We start from the raw sequence: 20,831 nt of genomic DNA on the forward strand, positions 1-20,831 counted from the left end.
GCAAGATCAGGCGCCGACCCCATCGATACGGCAACTTTGCTTGAGCGTGACCGCCAGGCGAAGAAGCACGCCCTGATAAGCTCCGGGCGATGCTGTTGACGGCGACGCCGGAGCCGTCCGGCCGCATCTGGCCGTTGCCAGCACGTGCCTCGGCATCCTCCGCGAGCGGGTATTATTACTTTTATGTGACAGTTACAGTCGCTATCGATGCCTTTTACGCCTGCTGGGAGCCGGTCTCTTCGCGGCACGGATACCGGCCAGAAGCCGGGAACGAAGAGGAACGCCGAATGCCGGAAGGCAGCGCCACCACGCAGCAAAGCGTGACCGCCAGCGCGCAAGCGCCGGATGATCGCGAGATCGAACTGAAGCTGCTGACAGATTCAAGCACGCTTGCCCGGCTCGTCGACGCCCCCGTCATTTCGCGGAGCACCACCTCCAAGGGCGTGGTAAGACGGTTGGAGGCGACCTATTACGACACGTCCGCTGCCGAGATCGCCGGCCTGGGAGCTTCGCTTCGCGTCCGGCGGAGCGGCAAGCAACACATCCAGACATTGAAGCTGGCGACGCCGGCGAACCCGCTGCAGCGGCAGGAGCTGGAAGCGCCAGTGCCGGACATGGCGCCTCAGATCGACGTTCTGCCGACGGCCGATCTCGGGCCACCGTTCGAGACGCTGCAGAGTGCCGATCTCATCGCGATATTCACCACCAAGATCCGCCGCCACACGCGGACGGTGACATTTGGCGGCGCCGTGATCGAGGTCGCCTTCGATGAAGGCATGCTCATCGCCGGAGAGCGGACCGACGCGGTCTGCGAAATCGAACTGGAACTGAAATCCGGCGAGGTCGGCGCCCTCTATGACCTCGCCTTGTCGCTGCTGGAGCAAGGCCCCCTCCGCATCGGCACCCAGAGCAAGGGGGAGCGCGGGTATGCGCTGGCCTTCGGCACGCCGCCCGCAGCCCAGAAGGGCTTCTCTTCCGGCATCGAGCCGACCGATACCACCGACGAGGTCATCGCCAAGACATTGATGGCCTGCCAGCGGCACGTGATGGCCAATCTCATGGCCGCGCAGCACGGACAGGATCCGGAAGGCGTTCATCAATTGCGGGTCGCCCTGCGGCGGCTGCGGACGGCGATCTCGCTCTTTGGACGGGAAATCCCGGCCTCCTCGCTGCAGGCGCTGGTTTTCGATGCCAGAAGACTGGCGAGCGGGCTGGGACCCGCCCGCAACTGGGACGTCTTCCTGACCACGACCGTCGCCGAAATCGAGAGCAGGCAGCTCCCGGGAATCGATTTCACCGACATAAAATCCGCGAGCGGGCCGTTCCGTGAGCGCGGCTACGAGGCCGCGCGCGCCGATCTCATCGATCTCGAATGCACCCGCTTCCTTTTGTCCCTCGGCCGGGTGATCGAGCGCCGGAGCTGGCGCAACGATATCGGCATCGAGGCTCTGGCGGTGCTGACCCAGCCCGCGCGGGAGTTTGCCGACCGCGCGCTGACGCGGCTCAACCGCAAGGCGCTGAAACAGGGCCATCACTTCCGCCGGCTCGAGGCAGTCGCCCGCCACGAGTTGCGCCTGACATTGAAGAAGCTCCGCTATGCTGCGGAGTTCTTCCTGCCGCTCTACCAAGATGACGACGCCGTACGAAAATACCTGAAGAAGCTATCCAGACTGCAAAACATTCTCGGGGCCGATAACGATGCCACGACGACGCAATCGCTGCTGCGCGAGGTCGAGGCAAGCACGTCGAGCCCTCAGGTGCACAGAGCCATCGGGGCGATCACCGGATGGCAGGGACGCGACAACATCGAGACAGCCAGGGCACTCAGGCAAACCTGGCAGCAATTCGTCGACGCCGAGCCGTTCTGGCACTGACCGCGTACGGTACGACCGGCGCGGGCCCCGGTGATTGTTGACGGGTGACGGGTGACGAGACGATAGCCCTCGGCCCTGCTTCTGAGCGATGCTGGGCCTCGCTCTGGCCACCGGCCGTCCCTCCCTCGGATGCGATGAAGCGGCGCCAGCAATTCGTCACGATCTTGTCATGGGGTGAGTGGACACCTCGGGACGACGTGGACCAAGTGCGGGTGCCCGAATGGATTATTTCAAGCGTTTCAACTTCCTGTTCGCAACGCCCGCCTTTGACCCGGAGGATCTGGAGGGCGCCCGCTACCACCAGATCGTCGCGGAGATCGAGCGCTCCGGCTTCGAGGTGGTGCGCGCGCGCAATCTGGAAGACGCCGAGATCGCCGTGCAGACCGATGCCGCCATCGGCTGCATGATGGTGGACTGGGGCAAGAAAGGCCTGGAGGGCAAGACCGCCTCCCTCATCAACCTGATGCGCCGGCGGGGGCTGGACTTTCCCATCATCCTGCTCATCCGCCGCAAGCGCTTCGAAGATGTGCCGGTCGAGGTGCTGGATTTCATCGACGGCTACGTCTTCCTCTCCGAGGAAACGCCTGCCTTCATCGCCAAGAACCTCATCAGCCGGCTGAAGCAATATGCCGAGACGCTGAAGACGCCGTTTTTCGGTGCGCTGGTCGATTATGCCGAGGAGGGCAACCAGCTCTGGACCTGCCCCGGGCACAATGGCGGCGTGTTCTATTCCCGCAGCCCCATCGGCCGGGTGTTCATGGAGCATCTGGGCGAGGCGGTTTTCCGCGACGACCTCGACAATTCGGTGCTGGATCTGGGCGACCTGCTGACCCATGAGGGTCCGGCACTGGCGGCGCAGAAGGAGGCGGCGAAGATCTTCGGCGCCGAGAAGACCTATTTCGTCCTCAACGGTACCTCCACCTCCAACAAGGTGGCCCTCGCCGCCCTCGTCACCGATGGCGACCTGGTGCTGTTCGACCGCAACAATCACAAGGCCGCCCATCACGGCGCGCTGATGATCTCCGGCGGCATCCCGGTCTATGTCCCGACCGTCCGCAACGCCTGGGGATTGATCGGCCCGATGGCGTTCGAGGCGCTGGACGAAGCGCATCTGCGCGAGCAGATCCGCACCCATCCGCTGGTGAAGGACCCCGAGCTGTGGCAGAAGCCGCGCCCGTTCCGCGTCGCGGTGGTGGAACAGTGCACCTATGACGGCACGATCCACAGTGCCGAGATGATCCTCAAGCGGATCGGCCATTTGTGCGACTACATCCTGTTCGACGAAGCCTGGGCCGGCTTCATGAAGTTTCACCCGCTCTATGCCGGGCGCTTCGCCATGGGGCTCGCCGAGCTCGGCCCCGAGGCGCCGGGCATCATCGCCACCCAGTCCACCCACAAGCAGCTCGCGAGTTTTTCTCAGGCCTCGCAGATCCACATGAAGGACCGCCACATCAGCGGCCAGAAGCGGCGGGTGGAGCACCGGCGCTTCAATGAGAGCTTCATGCAGCACGCCTCCACCTCGCCCTTCTATCCCCTGTTCGCCTCGCTCGACGTCGGCGCGCAGATGATGAAAGGCCGCTCGGGCGTGGTGCTGTGGGACGACACGATCCGCCTCGGCATCGAGCTGCGGAAGAAGATCCGCGCCGTGCGCCGGGAATTCGAGGAGAAGGAGCAGCGCGCCGAGCGGCGCTGGTTCTTCGAGCCGTTCGTGCCCGACCGGGTGGCGATCCCCGACGTGTCGCGCCCGGATGCCGTGCATGACGTGGCGTGGGAGAGCATCTCCACCGACCAACTCGCCACCAACCCGGCCTTCTGGCATCTCTCCCCCGGCGCGGCATGGCATGGCTTTGCCGGCATGGAGCCGGGCTTCGCCATGACCGACCCCAACAAGCTCACCTTGCTGACTCCCGGCTTCGACCCCGTCACCGGCGCCTATGCCGAGCACGGCATCCCGGCGCCGGTGGTTGCGCAATATCTGCGCGAGAACCGCATCGTCGCCGAGAAGAACGACCTCAACTCCCTGCTGTTCCTGCTCACCCCCGGGGTCGAGGCCAGCAAGGCCGGCACGCTGATCTCCGGATTGGTCGCCTTCAAGAAGCTGCACGACGACAATGCGCTGCTCGAGGAGGCGATCCCGGAATTCTTCCGTCGCCGGCCGGTGCGCTATGCCGGTGTGCGGCTGCGCGACCTGTGCGGAGAGATGCACCGCTTCTTCCGCGCCGCCAATGTCAGCGCGCTCCAGGCGATGCAGTTCTCGGCCGCGCACCTGCCGCAGATCGCCCTGTCGCCGCACGAGGCGGCGCGGCGGCTGGTTCGCAACGATGTGGATTACCTGCCCATCGATGCCATCGCCGGCCGCATTGCGACCACACCGTTCGTGGTTTATCCGCCGGGCATCGCCACCATCGTGCCGGGCGAGCGATTGACCGAGCGCGCGCAGCCGATGATCGACTACCTCAAGATGTTCGAGGCCTGCTTCAATACGTTTCCCGGCTTCGACGTCGAGATCCAGGGCGTCTACCGCGAGACCGACGCCGCCGGACGTGTCCGGCTGCACACCTATGTGGTCGCCGAATAGGCCGGGGAGTATCAGTTCGCCGATGAAGCAGGAGCAAGTGGTTCTAATCCGCCCGACCCGGGATGCGGATGTCGATGCCATGCTGGCGATTTATCGCCGCCACATCCATCGCGGTGTGGAGGACGGCGTGGACGACAGCGACACGCCGCAGCCGGACGACCTGCGCGAGCGGCGCAAGAATCTGAAAAGCCGCCGCTTTCCCCATATCGTCGCGACGCGGGAGGGCGAGGTGGTGGGCTATGCCTATGTGGTGCTGTTCCGCAAGCGCCCGGCCTATCGCTACACCGTGAAGCACTCGATCTATGTCCATCACCAGCATATCGGCCAGGGCATTGGCAGCCTGCTCATGCGTGGGCTGATCGACGCCTGCGCGGCCGCCGGTTTCCGGCAGATGATCGGCTATATCGACGCGGACAACACCGCGTCGCTGAACTTGCACGCGCGGTTCGACTTCGTCCGGGTCGGGCTGCTGCCGGGCGTCGCCTATCGCTATGGCCGCTGGGCGGACAGCGTGATGGTGCAGCGCTCGCTCGGCCCCGGCTCCACCGCCTCACCGCCACCACCGCCGCTCTCCACCCGCTGAAAAGGGTTGGCACGCCAGCTGGAAGGCGGCGAACCGGGTGGGGTAGTGTGTGGCAACACCGGATTCGCGGCGTCGAGCAGGGGGCAAGGCATCTCAGCGCAACGGCGAGCCTGCCGATGACGCTCATTATCTTCCAGAGGGAGAATGGCTCTTGTTTCCCGATGCCGGCACCCGCCTGCAGGCGATCATCTTCGATTTCGACGGCGTCATCCTCGATTCCGCTGGCTTGAAGACGCAAGCCTTCGCTGACTGTTACGCGGGAGAGCACGCGGAGAAGATCGCCGAGGTCGTGGCCTATCAGGAGCGGCATGGCGGGATCGGCCGCCGCGAGAAGTTCGCCTATTTCGAGCGCGCCATCTTCGACCGGCCGGGCGATCCGGACTCACTCGATGCGCTGTGCCGACGTTTTGCCCAGCTCGCCGACACCGCCCTCCTCGATGCACCGTTCATTCCCGGCGCGGAGCAGGCGCTCGCGACATTGCACGGACGTCTGCCGCTGCATCTGGTGTCCGGCATGCCGGAGGTCGAACTGAAGGCGGTTCTGGCGCGCCGGCAACTTTGCGGGCTGTTCGCTTCGGTCGCCGGCTCGCCCAAGCCCAAACTGGCGGAGTTCCGCCGTATCCTGAGCGAGGGCGGCTATCCACAGGACGCGGTGCTGGCGGTGGGCGATTCCCGCACGGAGTTCGATGCCGCGCTCGAACTCGGCATTCCCTTCCTCGCCATCGTCGCGGAGGGCGCGCCGGATTTCTTTCCGGCCGACCTGCCGCGCCGCCCCGACCTGTCCGGCTTTCTCGATCTCGTCGCGGAGTAGCCGCGACAGCAAGGGATGACGCCTCAGTTCATCCACAATCCGCCGGTGACGTTGATCGCCTGCCCGGTCATGTAGGCGGATTCGTCGGAGGCGAGGAAGGCGACCACGCGGGCGATGTCGTCGGGCACGCCGACGCGGCCGATGGGGATCATGTGCTCGCGTTCCTTGGCCGTGGGCAGGCCCTGTTCGCGCGACATGCGGTCGGCGTCGTCGCGCATCCGCGTGCCGACGATGGAGCCGGGACACACGGCATTGACGTTGACGCCGAGCGGCGCCACCTCCGCCGCCAGCGACTGGGTGAACGCGATCACCGCCGCCTTGGACGCGGAATAGGCGGCATAGTTCGGCTTGCCGATCTTGCCGAACCAGGAGGCGATGTTGACGATGCGCCCGGCGCGCCGCGCGATCATGTCCGGCAGCACGGCCTTCGCCACATGGAACACGCTATCGGTATTGATGCTGAACACCTGCCTCCAGGCGGCGGCATCGATGTCGACCACCTTGCCGACGGCGGTGATCGCGGCGTTGTTCACCGCGATGTCGATCGGCCCGAACTCGGCCCGGATCCGCGCGGCCGCCGCCTCCACCGCCTCATGGCTGGCGACGTCGACGGCGAGCGCCAGCGTCCGACGCCCGAGCGCGCGGACGGCCTCGGCGGTCTCCTCGGCGCCGGCGGCGTCGAGGTCGAGAATGGCGACGTCGCAACCTTCCTCGGCGAGGCGCGTGGCGACGCGGCGGCCGATGCCGACCGCGCCGCCGGTGACAAGGGCGACGCGTCCATCGAGATGGTACATGGCTTTCTCCGGCTCAGTGCGTGCGGCCCGGCGGGCGCGACCTAGTGTGAGTCCTGGCCGTCGAGGCCGGGCAGGTAGATGTCCTTGATGCGCGGATCGGCCGCCATCTTCGCGGCGGGGCCCGAGCATTGCAGCGAGCCGTGTTCCAGTGCGTAGACGAAGTCGGCGACTTCGAAGGACAGGTCGATGTTCTGTTCGACGAGGATGATCGACACCCCGCTCTCGGCGAGCTTCAGCACGATCTCGAAGATCTGGTGGATGATGATCGGCGCCAGCCCCAGCGAAGGCTCGTCGAGCAGCAGCAGTTCGGGGCTGCCCATCAGCGCCCGGCCGATCGCCACCATCTGCTGCTGGCCGCCCGAGAGCCGGCCGGCGGACTGGTGGCGCCGCTCACCGAGGATGGGGAACAGCGCGTAGACCTGATCCCGCAGCTCGGCGAAGCTCTTGCCACGTCCGGGAACATAGCCGGTGATCAGGTTCTCCTCGATGGAGAGCTGGAACACCCGCCGGCCTTCCGGGCAGTGGCCGAGGCCGCGTCGCACCATCTGGTACGGCTTGAGGCCGGCGACCTCCTCGCCCTTGAAACGGATCGAGCCCCGCGTCGCCCGGTTCAGCCCGCTGATGGTGCGCAGCAGCGTGGTCTTGCCGGCGCCGTTGGGACCGATGATGCAGACGACTTCGCCGGGCAGCACCTCAAGGCTGATGCCATGTAAGACCTTCACCCTCCCGTATCCGGACTCGATTGCGTCGACCGCGAGCAGCGGCTTCGATATCCTTGATGGCTCCTGGCTGGCCAAGATACGCCTCCTGCACTTCGGTGTTGGTCCGGATCTCGCTGGCGGTGCCCTGCGCCAGCACCCGGCCGCGATTCATCACCACGATGGTGTCGGAGATCGACATGATGAGCTTCATGTCGTGCTCGATCAGCACCATGGCGAGGTCGGGCGCGCGCAGCGCCAGTATGTGCTGCTTGAGCTGTTCGGTTTCGCCATGGTTGAGCCCGGCGGCCGGCTCGTCGAGCAGCAGCACGCGCGGTTCGGCGACGATGGCACGGGCGAGCTCGACCAGTTTCTGCTGGCCATAGGCGAGGCTGCCGGCCTGCCGCTCGGCATAGGCGGCAAGTCCCAGCCGCTCCAGCACCGCGTGGCACCGCGCGCGGCGCTCTTCGGCCGCTGCACGGCCGCTCAACCCGAAAGTGTTGGCGATCAGGCTGCCGACCCGCGGCGGCACCAGCGCCACTTCGAGGTTTTTCACCACGCTCATGCCGTCGAACAGGCGGATGTTCTGGTAGGTGCGCGAGAGGCCGGCATGGGCGATGCGGTATTTCGGCAGCTTCTGCAGCTCGGTGTCGCCGACTAGGATGCGCCCCGACGTGACGCCGTAGGAGCCGGCCGCCATGTTGACCAGGGTCGACTTGCCGGCGCCGTTCGGCCCGATCACCGCGGTGATGATGCCCGGCTTCACCTCGAAGGTGACGTCGTCGATCGCCGCCAGCTCGCCGAACTGCTTGGTGACATGGTCGAATTTCAGCATTTGCCGCCTCCCAGCCGGCGCATCAGCCAGCTTGGGCCGAACTGCCGGGCGATGAGGCCGCGCGGGCGGGCGAGGATGATGATCACCAGCGCCATCCCGTAGAACAGCAGCCGGTAGTCGGCATAGGCGCGCAGCAGTTCCGGCAGCAGGATCAGCAGGGTGGCGCCAAGCAGGGCCCCGAACGGATTGCCGAGGCCGCCGACCACGATCACCAGCACGATGACCAGCGACTCCCAGAAGGTGAAGCTCTCCGGCGAGACGAAGCGCTGCATGGCGGCGAACACCACGCCGCAGGCGCCGCCGATGAAGGCGCTGAAGGCGAAGGCGACCAGCTTCACGCGGGTGGTGTTGATGCCGCAGCCGCGCGCCGCGTCCTGGTCCTCGCGCACGGCGGACAGCGCGGTGCCAAGGGCGCTCGCCTGGATGCGCCAGACGAACAGGAACACCACCACCAGCATGCCGACCAGAAGATAGAGGAAGTCGTCCGGCGTGCTCAGCGTCCAGCCGAACAGATGCGCCTCGTCGATGCGCGCAATGCCCTGCGGGCCATTGGTGACGCCGTCGAGATTGTTCATCAATACCCGGATGATCTCACCAAAGCCCAGCGTGACGATGGCGAGATAGTCGCCGCGCAGCCGCAGCACCGGAATGCCGAGCAGGATGCCGGCGAACCCGGCGAGGCTCGCCCCGGTCAGCAGCACCAGCGCGAAGGGCAGATGGATGTCGAACTGGCCGGAGGCCAGCAGCGCCCAGGAATAGGCGCCGATGGCGTAGAAGGCGACGTAGCCGAGATCGAGCAGGCCGGCATAGCCGACGATGATGTTCAGCCCCAGGCCGAGAATGGCGTAGAGCAGGATCATGTCGAGGATGCGCAGCGGATAGGCCGGCAGATGCGGCCCGACGATGAGGAGGAGGACGGGCACGGCCAGCATCGCCAGCGCGCCCGGCCAGAGCTTGCGTGTCGCGGCGACCGGAGGCGTCGATGCGCGGCGGGCGGGGTTTTCCATCGGCGGTGCTTCAGAAGTCACTCTTGTACACTATGGTTTCTTCGCTGACGTGCTCACCGAGCAAGCCGGCAGGGCGGAACAGCAGGATCAGGACGAGGACGGAGAAGGCAAAGATGTCGCGATATTCCGTACCGATGAGGCCGCCGGTCAGCACCGGCATCCATGCGGTGGCGAAGGTCTCGATGAAGCCGAGCAGGAAGCCGCCGAGCACCGCGCCGGGGATCGAGCCGATACCGCCGAGAATGGCGGCGGTGAACGCCTTCATGCCGATGACGAAGCCCATGGTGAAGGTGGCGACGCCGTAGAACGAGGAATAGAGGATGCCGGCGACGGCGCCGAGGCCGGGCCCGATAAAGAAGATCAGCGAAATCGCCATGTTCGGGTTGATGCCGACCAGCGAGGCGGTCTCGGCATTTTCCGCCACGGCGCGAATACGCACGCCGAGATTGGTGCGATTGACGAACAGCTCCAGCGCGACCATCAGGATCACGGCGACGAGGAAGATGGTGATCTGCTTGTAGGTGATGATGGCGCCGAACACGTCGATGACGCCGCTGGGCAGGAAGGACGGGTAGATCAGCGGCCGGCGGCCACCGATCAGCATCACCGCGTTCTGGATCACCACCGCCATGCCGAGCGCCGACAGCATCGGCGCCAGGCGCGAGGTACCGCGCAGCGGCCGGTAGGCGACGATCTCGACGCTGACGCCGGCGAGCCCGATGATCACGAAGGTGATGAAGCCGACGAGCAGTCCGCCGGTCGGATGGCCGGCAACGCCGAGCGCGCCGGCAAGCGCGAGGCCGATGAAGGCGCCCGCGGTGAACAGCTCGCTATGGGCGAAGTTGATCAGGCGCAGCACCCCGTAGACCATGGTGTAGCCGAGCGCGATGAGCGCATAGATCGACCCGACGGTCAGGGCGTTGATCGTCTGCTGGAGAATGAGGGCGCCCATGGCAGCCTTTCGGTCCGTTGCATTCGGTGACGGGCGGAAAGAAGTCCGGCGCGGGCTTGCAGTGCATGCACCGCGCCGGACCAAGGGGCTTCACGACGGAGGGGGCCGTCGGTGAAGCAATCACTGGGAAGCGGAAGGCTCCGCCTTACTTGACGAGGTCGAACTTGCCGTCCTTGACGCCGTAGAGGAACAGGAACGGCTTCTGAAGCTCGCCTTCCGGGGTGAAGGAGACGTGGCCGACGATGCCGTCGAAGTCGCTCTTGGCGATCTCGGAGACGATGCCGGCGCGGGTCAGCGGCGCGGGAGCCTTCTTCATCGCCTCGATGATGATGCTCGCCTCGACAAAGCCATAGGCCGAATAGGGACCGGGCTCTTCACCGAAAGCCGCCTTGTAGTCGGCCGCGAACTTCTTCAGCGCCGGCGAGGAATCATAGGGAGGCGCCTGGAAGGACACCACCGCGCCCTCCGAGGCCGGGCCGGCGCCGGCGATGAAGTCCGGGGAGAAGGCACTGTCGGCGGCGAAGAAGGTCGCCTTGATGCCGAGCTCGCGCGCCTGCTTCACGAACAGGCCAACCGCCGGCATGACGCCGCCGAAATAGACCACGTCCGGCTGCTCGGCGCGGATGGTGGAGAGCAGCGCCGAGAAATCGACGTCGGTCTGGGCGATGCCGGAGAAGGAGGTGACGGTACCGCCGCCCTTGGTGAAGTTGGTGCGGAACACCTCGGCGACGCCCTGGCCGAAGGCCTGCTTGTCGTGGACGATGGCGGCCTTCTTGGCGCCAAGCTTGGTCAGCGCGTATTCGGCCGGCGCCGCGCCCTGCGACAGGTCGTTGGCGATCGGACGGAACAGGTTCTTGTAGCCGGCCTTGGTGACCTTCGGGTTGGAGGCGTTGGTCACCTGCGGCATGCCGCAGCGATTGTAGATGTCGGACGAGGGGATGGTCACGCCGCTGTTGAAGTTGGCGACGACGGCCAGCATGCCGGCATTGTCGCAGTGCTTCTGGGCGATCAGCGTGCCCTGCTTGGGATCGCCGCCGTCATCGTCGCGAACGAGGACGAGCTTTTGCCCCTGGACGCCGCCGGCCGCGTTGGCCTGGCGCACGGCCAGCTCCATGCCGTTCTGCCAGGTGGTGCCGAACAGCGCCTCGGCATTGGTGGTCGGCCCCGCCGTGCCGATCAGGATGTCGGCCCGGGCCGCCCCGGTCAGCGCGGCCATGGCAACGGCAGCGCAGAGTATGCTCTTCAAACGCATGTCAGTTCCCTTCTCTCTGGGCCCGTTTTCGGACCGTTTCTGCGCAGGGTGCCAACACGCGCCGGCAACCTGCTCTTCAAGCGATGTTGCGCGCCTTGCCCATCCGCCCTTCGGCCAGCGACGCGATGAGGTTGCGCGAGACGCGCTGTATGTGCGCCCGCAGCGTGTCGCCCCCTCGCCGGATGTCGCCGAGCCGGGCGAAGGCGATGAGCGCGCGATGGTCGGCGAGCTCGCGCTCCACATCCTCCGCCACCGCGATCTGCAGGTTCACGTAGCGGTTGGCGTTGTCGTGCACGGTCCGCAGCAGCTTGAGCGCGATCAGATAACCGCTCGGGCGATAGAGCGCTTCATGGAAGCGCCAGTTGAGCTCGCCCCAGTTCTCCACGCTGCCGCTCGCCATGGCTTCGTCGGTGACGGTTTCGGCCAGGACGAAATCTTCCTCCGTCATGCACGGAATGGCGGCTTCGAACAGCCAGGTCTCCATGCGCAGGCGGATCTCGAACAGCTCCTCGATCTCCTCCAGCGACAAGGAGGACACCACCGTCCCCTTGTGCAGTTCCGACACGACGAGGCCCTCGGCCTCCAGCTGGCGGATCGCCTCGCGCAGCGGGACGCGGGAAACCCCCAGCTCGGCGGCCAGCTTTTCCTGGCGCAACGGGGCGCCCTCAGCCAGCAGACCGGTGATGATCTGATGCCGCAGCTCGGTGACGATCTGATCCGTCAACGACTGGCGGCCGACTTTCGCGATCATTCCATTCGCTCCATATTGAATACGATATTCAATTGTCATAGATCAACAAGCACGTTTATCAGGCATAAATGTTCCATAAATGCCTATTTTTTAGACTTTCATTCCGATTTTTCGAGCCTATCCTGAATATTGTATTCAATCCTCTCTGCTGAGAGAGTGGAGCAGACACATGTCGGAACAAGCGGGCGGAACCTCCCAGACCGGAACCACCACCTATGCCGGCCACGTGCTGGCGAAGCAGCCGGGCGAGGCGATCAGCTATTGGCAGCCGGTGCCGGCCAATGGCCATATCGATGTGATCTTCGCCCCGGAAGTGGTGCCCATGGAGTTTCCCATCGGCTTCGGGACACAGACCGTGCCGCCGGGCGGTTATGTACGCGAGCATGCCCATGACCGGAACGAGGAAGTCATCTTCGTCGTCAGTGGCAAGGGCCGTGCCGTGATCGATGGCGTCGACCATCCGATGCAGCCGGGCTCGGCCTTCTTCATCGGCCGCAACCGCCGGCACATGTTCATCAACGAGGGCACCGGCGACATCATCTGGACCTGGCTCATCGTACCGAACGGGCTGGAGGACTTCTTCCGCCTCATCGGCCGCCCTCGCCAGGACGGCGAACCCGCCCCCGCGCCGTTCCCGCGCCCGGAAAACGTTCTGCAGATCGAGCGTGACACCGTCTTCGCCGCCCAGCCGACCGACCAGCGCCGGCCCTGAGCCGGCCCAACCGTTCGGCACTGCGGCCGACCCATTCCTGACTGTCGAGGATTCCATGCGTCTCAAAGACAAAGTCGCCATCATCACCGGCTCCGCCGCCGGGATCGGTGAGGCGGCGGCCGAGCTATTCGTGCGGGAAGGTGCCCGTGTCCTGCTGGCGGACCGCAACGGCGAAGGCGCCGCGCAGGTCGCCGAACGTCTGGGCCCCAACGCCGTCGCCATGGCGGTGGATGTCAGCCGCAGCGACGAGGTCAAGCGGATGGTCGATACCGCCGTGGAGCGCTTCGGCCGGCTCGACATCCTCGCCAACAATGCCGGCTACGGCATTCCGGGCACGGTTGTAAATACCGAGGAAGCCGACTGGGATGCGTTGATGGCGGTCAATCTCAAGGGTGTCTTCCTGTGCTGCAAGCACGCCATTCCGGTGATGGCGGCGCAGGGCGGCGGCACCATCGTCAACACCGCCTCCAACGTCGCCACCGTCGGCATCTTCGACCGCGCCGCCTATGTCGCCTCCAAGGGTGGCGTCGCCGCGCTGACCAAGGCGATGGCGCTCGATCATGCCGAGCAGAAGATCCGGGTGAACTGCGTCGCGCCGGGCGTCACCTGGTCGAGCTATTTCGAAAAGATGGTCGCCAACCATCCCGATCCGGACACCTTCAAGGCCAAGCTCAAGGCCCGCTCGCCGATCAACCGCTGGGCCCAGCCGGTGGAGATCGCCAGCGCCATCCTCTGGCTCGCCTCCGACGAGGCCTCCTTCGCCACCGGTGCGATGTTCACCGTCGATGGCGGCATGTCGGCCTGGTGAGGTCAATGAACCCGGCGCGCCGGATTTCTCCGCACCAGGTGGCCCTGATCGGCTTCGGCGCCATCGGCCGCGCGCTGGCGGCCGAGCTCGGCAAGGATTCCTGCTATCGCCTGGCCGTGCTGCGGCGCGGCGGCGCCGCGCTGCCGCAGGAAATCCGTGCTCTCGATACATTGGACGCGCTGATTGCCGCCCGCCCTGCCCTGGTCGTCGAGGCGGCCGGACAGGGCGCCGTCGAGGCCTACGCCCCGGCGCTGCTCGAGGCCGGCATCAGCCTCGTCATCACCTCCACCGGCGCGCTGGCCGATGACGGCCTGCTGCACCGCCTCGTCCTCGCCGCCGAAACCAGCGGGGCCCGGCTGATCGTGCCGGCCGGCGCCGTCGGCGGGCTCGACTATCTCACCGCCGTCGCCGGCCTGCCGGATGCGCAGGTGCGCTACACCTCTCGCAAGCCGCCTGCGGCCTGGAGCGAGGAACTGCGGACGCTTGGCCACGACCCGGAGGCGCTCGCCTCGGAAGTCGTGCTGTTCGAGGGCAGCGCCGGCGCGGCCGCGCGGCGCTACCCTCGCAATCTGAATGCCGGGCTCACCGTTGCGCTCGCCGTCGGCCCGGCCCTTGCCGATGTGCGCGTCATCGCCGATCCCGCCGTGACCGGCAACACCCATGAGATCGCGGTGGAGAGCCCGGCCGGCAGCGCGCTGATGCGCTTCGCCAACCGGCCGGCGCCCGACAATCCCAAGACATCCCTTCTCACCGCACTGAGCCTGGCCCACGCGGTGCGACGCCACTTCGCTTCACTCGTGATTTAAGGACATCGTCCGGCATGTCGCGCATTCTCGTCATCGGTGCCGGAATCGTCGGGCTCTCCTGCGCGCGAGCGCTGCACGCGGACGGACATGAGGTCACGGTGCTCGACCGCGATCCGCCGGGCGACAAGTGCTCCTTCGGCAATGCCGCCGGCATCGGTGTCACCGAGATCATTCCGGCCTCGGTGCCGGGGCTGGCCCGCAAGGTGCCGGGCTGGCTGTTCGATCCGCTCGGGCCTCTGTCGTTGCGCCTGACGCATTTTCCCAGGCTGGTGCCATGGCTGCTGCGCTTCCTCAAGGAAGGGCGCTGGGAGCGGGTGGAGGCGATAACCGCCTCCCTTGCCACTCTGTCGGCCCGCACCTATGACGACATGCTACCGCTGCTGGCCGAGCTCGACCTGATGGGCGACCTTCATAAGGTCGGCGCGCTGTGGGTCTATGAGACACGCGCGGGCCTCGACGCCGATCTGCGCTTCCATCAGCTTCGTCGTCGCCACGGCCTCGTCTGCGAGGAACTGACCGGCGAGGAGGCCCGTGAACTTGAGCCGGCGCTGGCCGCGAGCATCCGCCACGCGATCATGACGCCGCAATGGTCGCATGTGTCCGATCCGAAGCGCATCGTCGACCGGTTGCGCCTCGCCCTCGAAGCGCGCGGCGTCGCGATGATCAAGGGCGAGGTGGCCGGCATCTCCGGGCAGGAGGTCGTGACCAAAGACGGTCGCCACCTGCCCTTCGAGCGGCTGGTGGTTGCCGCCGGTGCCTGGTCCGGCCGGCTCGCCCGGCAGATCGGCGACCGCGCACTGATCGAGAGCGAGCGCGGCTACAACACCACCCTGCCCTCGCCCGGCGTGTCGCTCTCCCGCGAGGTGATCTTCGCCGAGCGCGCCTTCGTCGCCACCCCCATCGAGAGCGGGCTGCGCATCGGCGGTGCGGCGGAATTCGCCGGACTGGACGCCGCACCGAACTATGCCCGCTCGGACGCGCTGGCCGAACTTGGCCGCCGCTTCCTGCCGGGGCTGAACACGCAAGGCGGCACCCGCTGGATGGGCCACCGCCCGACCACGGCGGATTCGCTGCCCGTCATCGGCCGCTCGCCCCGGCGCGACGATGTCTTCTACGCCTTCGGGCACGGCCATACCGGCCTCACCTTCGGCCCGACCACCGGACGGCTGATCGCCGAACTGGTCGCCGGCCGCCAAACCTCCGTCGACGTCACCCCGTTCGCCATTCAACGCTTCAGCTAGAGAACGCCGAGCCTCGCCATGAACCCGCACACCTTCCTCTGTGTCGACGCCCACACCTGCGGCAATCCGGTGCGCGTGGTCGCCGGCGGCGCGCCGCTGCTGCCCAATGTCAGCATGGCCGAGAAGCGGCAGATCTTCCTGGCGCAGCATGACTGGGTGCGAAAGGCGCTGATGTTCGAGCCGCGCGGCCATGACGTGATGTCCGGCTCCATCCTCTACCCGCCCTCGCGCGAGGATTGCGAACTGGGCGTGCTGTTCATCGAGGTGTCCGGCTGCCTGCCCATGTGCGGGCATGGCACCATCGGCACCGTTACCGTGGCGCTGGAACAGGGCTTCGTGGTGCCGCGCGTCGAAGGCAAGCTGTCGCTGGAAGTGCCGGCCGGCAAGGTCGAGGTCGAATACACCCGCAACGGCCGCTTCGTCGACCAGGTGCGGCTGTTCAACATCCCGAGCTACCTGCATGCCGAGGACGTCACGGTCGACATTCCCGGCTTCGGCGCACTGACCGTCGACGTCTCCTATGGCGGCAACTACTACGCCATCGTCGAACCGCAGGCCAACTGGGCCGGCCTCGACGGCATGAAGGCCGAGGACATCCTCAAATGGAGCCCCATCGTTCGTGCGGCGGTACAGGAAGCGGTCGCGCCGGTGCATCCCGAAGACCCGCGCATCAATGGCGTCAGCCATGTGATGTGGGCGGATGGACCCAAGCACCCGGAGGCGCATGCCCGCAACGCCGTGTTCTACGGCGCCAAGGGCATCGACCGCTCGCCCTGCGGCACCGGCACCTCCGCCCGCATGGCGCAGCGGGTGGCCAAGGGCTTGCTCAAGGTCGGCGACGATTTCGTGCATGAGAGCATCATCGGCACGCTGTTCCACGGTCGGGTGGAGAGCGCCACTGAACTCGCCGGCCGGCCCGCCATCCTCCCGAGCATCGGCGGCTGGGCGCGGGTCTATGGCCACAACACCATCACCGTCGACGAGCGCGACCCGCTCGCCTTCGGCTTCCAGCTGGCGTGAGGCGAGCCATGATCCTCGAGGAACGCGACTACCACATCGTGCCGGGCCGCATGGGCGACTTCCTGAAGACCTATGAGACGCTGGGCCTCGATATCCAGAAGCATTTTCTCGGCGAATTCATCGGCCATTTCGTCACCGAGATCGGCGAACTCAACCATGTCATCGCCCTGTGGCGCTACGAGAGCATGGCCGACCGCGAGGCCCGCCGAGCAAAGATGCTCGCCCATGAGCCGTGGCAGGATTACCTCGCCGCCATCAAGGGCATGATCCAGAGCCAGCAGACGCGCATCCTGGCGCCGACCGCGCTCTCGCCGATGCGCTGACGGAGCCAGCCCGTGACCGCCCCCCTTCCTCCCCGCGACCAGTTGATCCCGCCGACGCTCCGGCCGGGCCGCGAACTCGTCGCCGAGGGCCGGGCGCTGGCGCGGGACTGGACGGTGGGCCGCAACGCTTTTCTCGACGCGCAGAACGTAGCGAGCGAGGCAGAGTACAAGCGCCGGCAAGCGAAGGCCGGGTGCATCATGCAGCACGCCCATATCGGCTTTCGCAGCGTGGAGCGCACCGTCGCGGCTATCGCGCAGGTGCACGAGGCCGCGGCGCGCCAGGGCGCGCGGGTCGACCGCTTCGGCATCACCTTGGACATGTCGATGGGCTATCCGCCCGAGCTGCGCAAGGGCAGCCGGCGCGGCACCGGCATTGTGCTGGACGATGCGGAGAGCTTCGCCCGCATCACCAATGCCGCGCCGGCCGCCGCGCATTTCGGCGACTTCATGCTCGGCCTGCCCGGCGCGCTGGAAAACACCAAGGGTGCGCTGGCGGCCGGCGCCACCGCCATCGGCAATCTCGGGCAGTATTTCACCTTCCGCCTGCCGGACTGGGATGACGACGTCGCCACCACCCATGCCACCGTGACCGCGCTCGGCCTCATCGCCGCGCAGCCGGTGGAGGTGTTGGTGCATTCGAACCTCGACGACGGCTTTGCCGGGCTGTTTTCCGACATGAGCTCGGCGCTCGGCATGGTGCTGGTGGAGAAGCACATCGTCGAGACGCTGATCGGCGCCCGCCTCTCGCACTGCTTCGGCCACCATTTCACCGCGCCGCTGGTGCGCATGGCTTTCCATGCCGCATTGGCGAAGGTCACTGACACGCCGGGCACCATGATCTTCGGCAACACGGTGAGCTACAAATCCACGCCCGCCGGCAACTATGCCAGCCTCGCCAGCTATCTGCAGGCCGACATCTGGGCGCTGACACGCACCCATTCCGGGCACGCGATCAATCCGGTGCCGGTCACCGAGAACGAGCGCATTCCCGACATCGACGAGATCATCGACGCGCAGCTCTTCGCCCATCGCCTCGCCGAGCACGCCGGCGCTTCCGCCGGTCTGATCGACCTCACCCCAGTGGATGCGCTCGCAGACCAACTCGTTGAAGGCGGCCGCCTGTTCGCCGCACGCACCCTTGCCGGACTGGCCGAGGCCGGCATCGATACCAGCGATGCGGCGCAGATGATGCTCGCTTTGCGCCGCATCGGCCCCAAGCGGCTGGAAGCGGCGTTCGGCGCCGGCGAACCGGATGCCTCCGCCTGGAGCGGACGCCGCTCGGTGGCGCTGGCCGAATGGGTGGAGGAACTCGAGCACGACGCCCGTGCCTGGGCGGCGCGCGTGCCACCCAACGCCGCCGCCCGCATTTCCGGCTGGCGCCTGACGGCCTGCGTGGCGTCGAGCGACGTGCACGAGCACGGCAAGAACCTCATCGCCCGCACCCTGGATCAACTCGGCGTCACCGTCGTCGATGGCGGCACCTCCGTCGATGCCGACGACCTGGTCGCCACGGCGCTGGCGTCGAGGGCCGATATGATCGCCATCAGCACCTATAACGGCGTCGCGCTGCGCTATGCGCGCGAGGTCAAGGACGCGCTCGCCCGCGCCGGCGCCGATCTGCCGGTGTGCATCGGCGGCCGGCTCAACCAGGTGCCGGACGATTCCAATTCTGGCCTGCCGGTCGATGTCCGCAAGGACATTAGCCGGCTCGGTGTCATCCCCTGTGACACGCCTGATGACCTCACCCGCCTCCTCGCCGAACTCGCCGACGCCTCCCCTATGCCCCAGGAAACGCCAAAGGACACGCTATGACCCGCTGGACCGGAGTTTTTCCCGCCGTCACCACCAAGCTGCGCGAGGACGAGAGCGTCGATCTCGCCGCCACCCAGTCCAGTCTCGATCGGCTGATCAAGAGCGGCGTGTCGGGCGTCATCGTGCTGCCGATGCTGGGCGAGAACGCCTCGCTGACCGCCGCCGAACGTGAATCCGTCATCCTCGCCGCCAAGGAGGTCGTCGCCGGCCGGGTGCCGCTGCTGTCCGGCCTCGCCCATGTCGGCATGGCCGACGCGCTCGCCTCCGCCCGGCACTATGAGAAGCTCGGCGCCGAGGGGCTGATGGCGTTCCCCTCCATTGCCTATAAGAGCGACCCGCGCGAGACGGCAGCGTGGTATCGCACGCTCGGCACCGGCTGCGGCCTGCCGATCATGATCTACAACAACCCGATCGCCTATGGCGTCGACGTCACCCCGGCCATTCTCAACGAGCTGGTCGATGTGAAGAACATCGTCTGCATCAAAGAGGAGACCGGCGACATCCGCCGCGTCACCGACCTCTACAACGAATGCGGCGACCGCTTCTCGGTGTTCTGCGGCGTCGACGACCTGCTGCTGGAAAGCGCCGCGCTCGGCGTCACCGGCTGGGTCTCGGGCATGACCAATGCCTGGCCGGCGGAATGCGTGGAGTTGTTCAACCTGTGCAAGGCCGGCAAGTTCGACGAGGCCCGTACGCTCTACCGCATCCTCACCCCGGCCTTCCATCTCGATACCGACGTGAAGCTGGTGCAGTACATCAAGCTCGCCGAGAAGGTGGTCTATGGTGCGCCGGAATGGGTGCGCGCGCCGCGCCTGCCGCTGATCGGCGCCGAGCGCCAGCGGGTGCTCGGCATCCTCGAAGCGACCGTGACGGCGCTTGCCGCCGCGCAGCGCAGCGCAGCGTGAGGGGGCTCCGATGCGCTTCAGCCGAATGATCACCGTGGTCGGCGCCCATGCGGCCGGCGAACTCAACGAAGTCATCACCGGGGGCGTCCTCGACGTGCCCGGCAAGACCATGTTCGAGAAGATGCAATATGTGCAGACGCATCGTGACGAGTTGCGCAAGTTCCTGCTGAACGAGCCGCGCGGGCGTGTCTCGCAATGCGTCAACCTGGTGCTGCCGCCGACGCGGCCGGAAGCCGATGCCGGCTTCGTCATCATCGAGTCGGACTACTACGTGCCGATGTCCGGCACCAACACCATCTGCACCGTCACCGTGCTGCTGGAGACCGGCATGATCCCGATGCAGGAGCCGGTCACCGAGCTGATCATGGAGGCACCGGCCGGGCTGGTGAAGGTCTCCGCCGAGTGCCGCGACGGCAAATGCGTGAACGTGACCTTCGACAACGTACCCGGCTTCGTCTTCGCGCTCGATGCCAAGGTGGACGTGCCCGGCCTCGGCGCCATCAAGGTCGACGTCGCCTATGGCGGCATGATCTACGCCATCGTCGATGCGGCGAGCCTCGGCTATTCGCTCGACCTGAAGGAGGCCGGCGAACTGGTGGAAGTCGGCGAGCGCATCAAGAAAGCTGCGGCCGAACAGGTGCCGGCGATCCACCCGGAGAACCCGGAAATCCACACCATCAACCAGACCCTGTTCGCCGGGCCGCTGGAACGCACGGCGGATGGACTGACCTCGAAGAACACCGTCATCGTCTCGCCCGGCCGGCATGACCGCTCGCCCTGCGGCACCGGCACCTGCGCCCGTATGGCGGTATTGCACGCGCGCGGCGAGTTGCAGGTGGGCGAGCGCTTCACCCACCGCTCGCTGATCGGCACCGAGTTCATCGGCCGCCTGCGCGGCACCACCGAGCTTGCCGGCCTGCCAGCGGTGCTGCCCACCATCACCGGCCCCGCCTGGATCACCGCCTTCCACCAATATGTGCTCGATCCGACCGATCCCTTCCCGGATGGCTACCGGCTCGGCGACACCTGGCCGGGCTATACCGGCGAACAGCCGATCTGAGGACCGCGT

The 20,831-nt window shown here is 66.6% G+C and carries 20 protein-coding genes; 13 read left to right on the forward strand and 7 right to left on the reverse strand.

Features of this window, described 5'->3' with window-relative positions; translation table 11 throughout:
- Nucleotides 1-287 precede the first annotated feature (287 nt).
- From KHC24_RS17190 to KHC24_RS17205, 4 genes are all read left to right on the forward strand, one after another.
- Nucleotides 288-1,874 (forward strand): CYTH and CHAD domain-containing protein, encoded by a 1,587-nt coding sequence (locus KHC24_RS17190; RefSeq protein ID WP_213364545.1) that lies wholly within the window; start codon nucleotides 288-290, stop codon nucleotides 1,872-1,874.
- Nucleotides 1,875-2,094: 220 nt separating this feature from the next.
- Nucleotides 2,095-4,452 carry an Orn/Lys/Arg family decarboxylase gene (locus KHC24_RS17195; protein ID WP_213364546.1) on the forward strand — a complete coding sequence of 786 codons (2,358 nt, stop codon included), beginning with the start codon at nucleotides 2,095-2,097 and terminating at the stop codon, nucleotides 4,450-4,452.
- Nucleotides 4,453-4,474: 22 nt separating this feature from the next.
- A complete protein-coding gene (locus tag KHC24_RS17200) occupies nucleotides 4,475-5,035 on the forward strand; it encodes a GNAT family N-acetyltransferase (RefSeq protein WP_213364547.1) in 561 nt (186 codons plus the stop codon).
- A gap of 151 nt (nucleotides 5,036-5,186) precedes the next feature.
- Nucleotides 5,187-5,846, forward strand: coding sequence for an HAD family hydrolase (locus tag KHC24_RS17205; RefSeq protein ID WP_213364548.1), 660 nt, complete (start codon nucleotides 5,187-5,189; stop codon nucleotides 5,844-5,846).
- A 23-nt stretch (nucleotides 5,847-5,869) separates the two neighbouring features.
- Here the strand turns inward: KHC24_RS17205 and KHC24_RS17210 are convergent, their stop codons facing one another.
- The 7 genes from KHC24_RS17210 to KHC24_RS17240 all read right to left on the reverse strand — a co-directional run bounded on the left by KHC24_RS17210 (nucleotide 5,870) and on the right by KHC24_RS17240 (nucleotide 12,135).
- Entirely contained in the window at nucleotides 5,870-6,640 is a 771-nt protein-coding gene (locus KHC24_RS17210; RefSeq protein ID WP_213364549.1) for an SDR family NAD(P)-dependent oxidoreductase, read from the reverse strand.
- Nucleotides 6,641-6,681: 41 nt separating this feature from the next.
- A complete protein-coding gene (locus KHC24_RS17215; protein WP_271180601.1) occupies nucleotides 6,682-7,362 on the reverse strand; it encodes an ABC transporter ATP-binding protein in 681 nt (226 codons plus the stop codon).
- On the reverse strand, nucleotides 7,334-8,173 hold the full coding sequence (locus KHC24_RS17220) for an ABC transporter ATP-binding protein (RefSeq protein ID WP_213364550.1): 840 nt from the start codon (nucleotides 8,171-8,173) through the stop codon (nucleotides 7,334-7,336). The genes KHC24_RS17215 and KHC24_RS17220 overlap by 29 nt, the downstream gene beginning before the upstream one ends.
- Nucleotides 8,167-9,180, reverse strand: coding sequence for a branched-chain amino acid ABC transporter permease (locus KHC24_RS17225; protein WP_246547097.1), 1,014 nt, complete (start codon nucleotides 9,178-9,180; stop codon nucleotides 8,167-8,169). The genes KHC24_RS17220 and KHC24_RS17225 overlap by 7 nt, the downstream gene beginning before the upstream one ends.
- A gap of 10 nt (nucleotides 9,181-9,190) precedes the next feature.
- Entirely contained in the window at nucleotides 9,191-10,132 is a 942-nt protein-coding gene (locus KHC24_RS17230; RefSeq protein ID WP_213364551.1) for a branched-chain amino acid ABC transporter permease, read from the reverse strand.
- A gap of 145 nt (nucleotides 10,133-10,277) precedes the next feature.
- Nucleotides 10,278-11,384 carry a branched-chain amino acid ABC transporter substrate-binding protein gene (locus KHC24_RS17235; RefSeq protein WP_213364552.1) on the reverse strand — a complete coding sequence of 369 codons (1,107 nt, stop codon included), beginning with the start codon at nucleotides 11,382-11,384 and terminating at the stop codon, nucleotides 10,278-10,280.
- Between the two features lie 76 nt (nucleotides 11,385-11,460).
- On the reverse strand, nucleotides 11,461-12,135 hold the full coding sequence (locus KHC24_RS17240) for a GntR family transcriptional regulator (RefSeq protein WP_213364553.1): 675 nt from the start codon (nucleotides 12,133-12,135) through the stop codon (nucleotides 11,461-11,463).
- 169 nt (nucleotides 12,136-12,304) lie between these two features.
- Here KHC24_RS17240 and KHC24_RS17245 point away from each other — a divergent pair, with 169 nt between their 5' ends.
- The 9 genes from KHC24_RS17245 to KHC24_RS17285 are packed head-to-tail and all read left to right on the forward strand — an operon-like array spanning nucleotide 12,305 to nucleotide 20,822.
- Nucleotides 12,305-12,847 (forward strand): cupin domain-containing protein, encoded by a 543-nt coding sequence (locus tag KHC24_RS17245; RefSeq protein WP_213364554.1) that lies wholly within the window; start codon nucleotides 12,305-12,307, stop codon nucleotides 12,845-12,847.
- Between the two features lie 55 nt (nucleotides 12,848-12,902).
- A complete protein-coding gene (locus tag KHC24_RS17250; protein WP_213364555.1) occupies nucleotides 12,903-13,655 on the forward strand; it encodes an SDR family oxidoreductase in 753 nt (250 codons plus the stop codon).
- A 5-nt stretch (nucleotides 13,656-13,660) separates the two neighbouring features.
- Entirely contained in the window at nucleotides 13,661-14,461 is an 801-nt protein-coding gene (locus KHC24_RS17255) for an aspartate dehydrogenase (protein WP_213364556.1), read from the forward strand.
- A gap of 14 nt (nucleotides 14,462-14,475) precedes the next feature.
- Nucleotides 14,476-15,702, forward strand: coding sequence for an NAD(P)/FAD-dependent oxidoreductase (locus KHC24_RS17260; protein WP_213364557.1), 1,227 nt, complete (start codon nucleotides 14,476-14,478; stop codon nucleotides 15,700-15,702).
- A gap of 18 nt (nucleotides 15,703-15,720) precedes the next feature.
- Nucleotides 15,721-16,722: a 4-hydroxyproline epimerase gene (locus KHC24_RS17265; protein ID WP_213364558.1), complete on the forward strand. Its 1,002-nt coding sequence runs from the start codon at nucleotides 15,721-15,723 to the stop codon at nucleotides 16,720-16,722.
- 8 nt (nucleotides 16,723-16,730) lie between these two features.
- Nucleotides 16,731-17,045 carry an NIPSNAP family protein gene (locus KHC24_RS17270; RefSeq protein ID WP_213364559.1) on the forward strand — a complete coding sequence of 105 codons (315 nt, stop codon included), beginning with the start codon at nucleotides 16,731-16,733 and terminating at the stop codon, nucleotides 17,043-17,045.
- A gap of 12 nt (nucleotides 17,046-17,057) precedes the next feature.
- The gene (locus KHC24_RS17275) at nucleotides 17,058-18,857 is read left to right on the forward strand and encodes a cobalamin-dependent protein (RefSeq protein WP_213364560.1); all 1,800 of its coding nucleotides are present in this window, start codon (nucleotides 17,058-17,060) and stop codon (nucleotides 18,855-18,857) included.
- Entirely contained in the window at nucleotides 18,854-19,762 is a 909-nt protein-coding gene (locus KHC24_RS17280; RefSeq protein ID WP_213364561.1) for a dihydrodipicolinate synthase family protein, read from the forward strand. The genes KHC24_RS17275 and KHC24_RS17280 overlap by 4 nt, the downstream gene beginning before the upstream one ends.
- 10 nt (nucleotides 19,763-19,772) lie before the next feature.
- Complete coding sequence (locus tag KHC24_RS17285) at nucleotides 19,773-20,822, forward strand: proline racemase family protein (RefSeq protein WP_213364562.1); 1,050 nt, start codon at nucleotides 19,773-19,775, stop codon at nucleotides 20,820-20,822.
- The last annotated feature ends 9 nt before the right edge of the window (nucleotides 20,823-20,831 follow it).

This window comes from Ancylobacter defluvii (assembly GCF_018390605.1).
GTDB lineage: Bacteria > Pseudomonadota > Alphaproteobacteria > Rhizobiales > Xanthobacteraceae > Ancylobacter > Ancylobacter defluvii.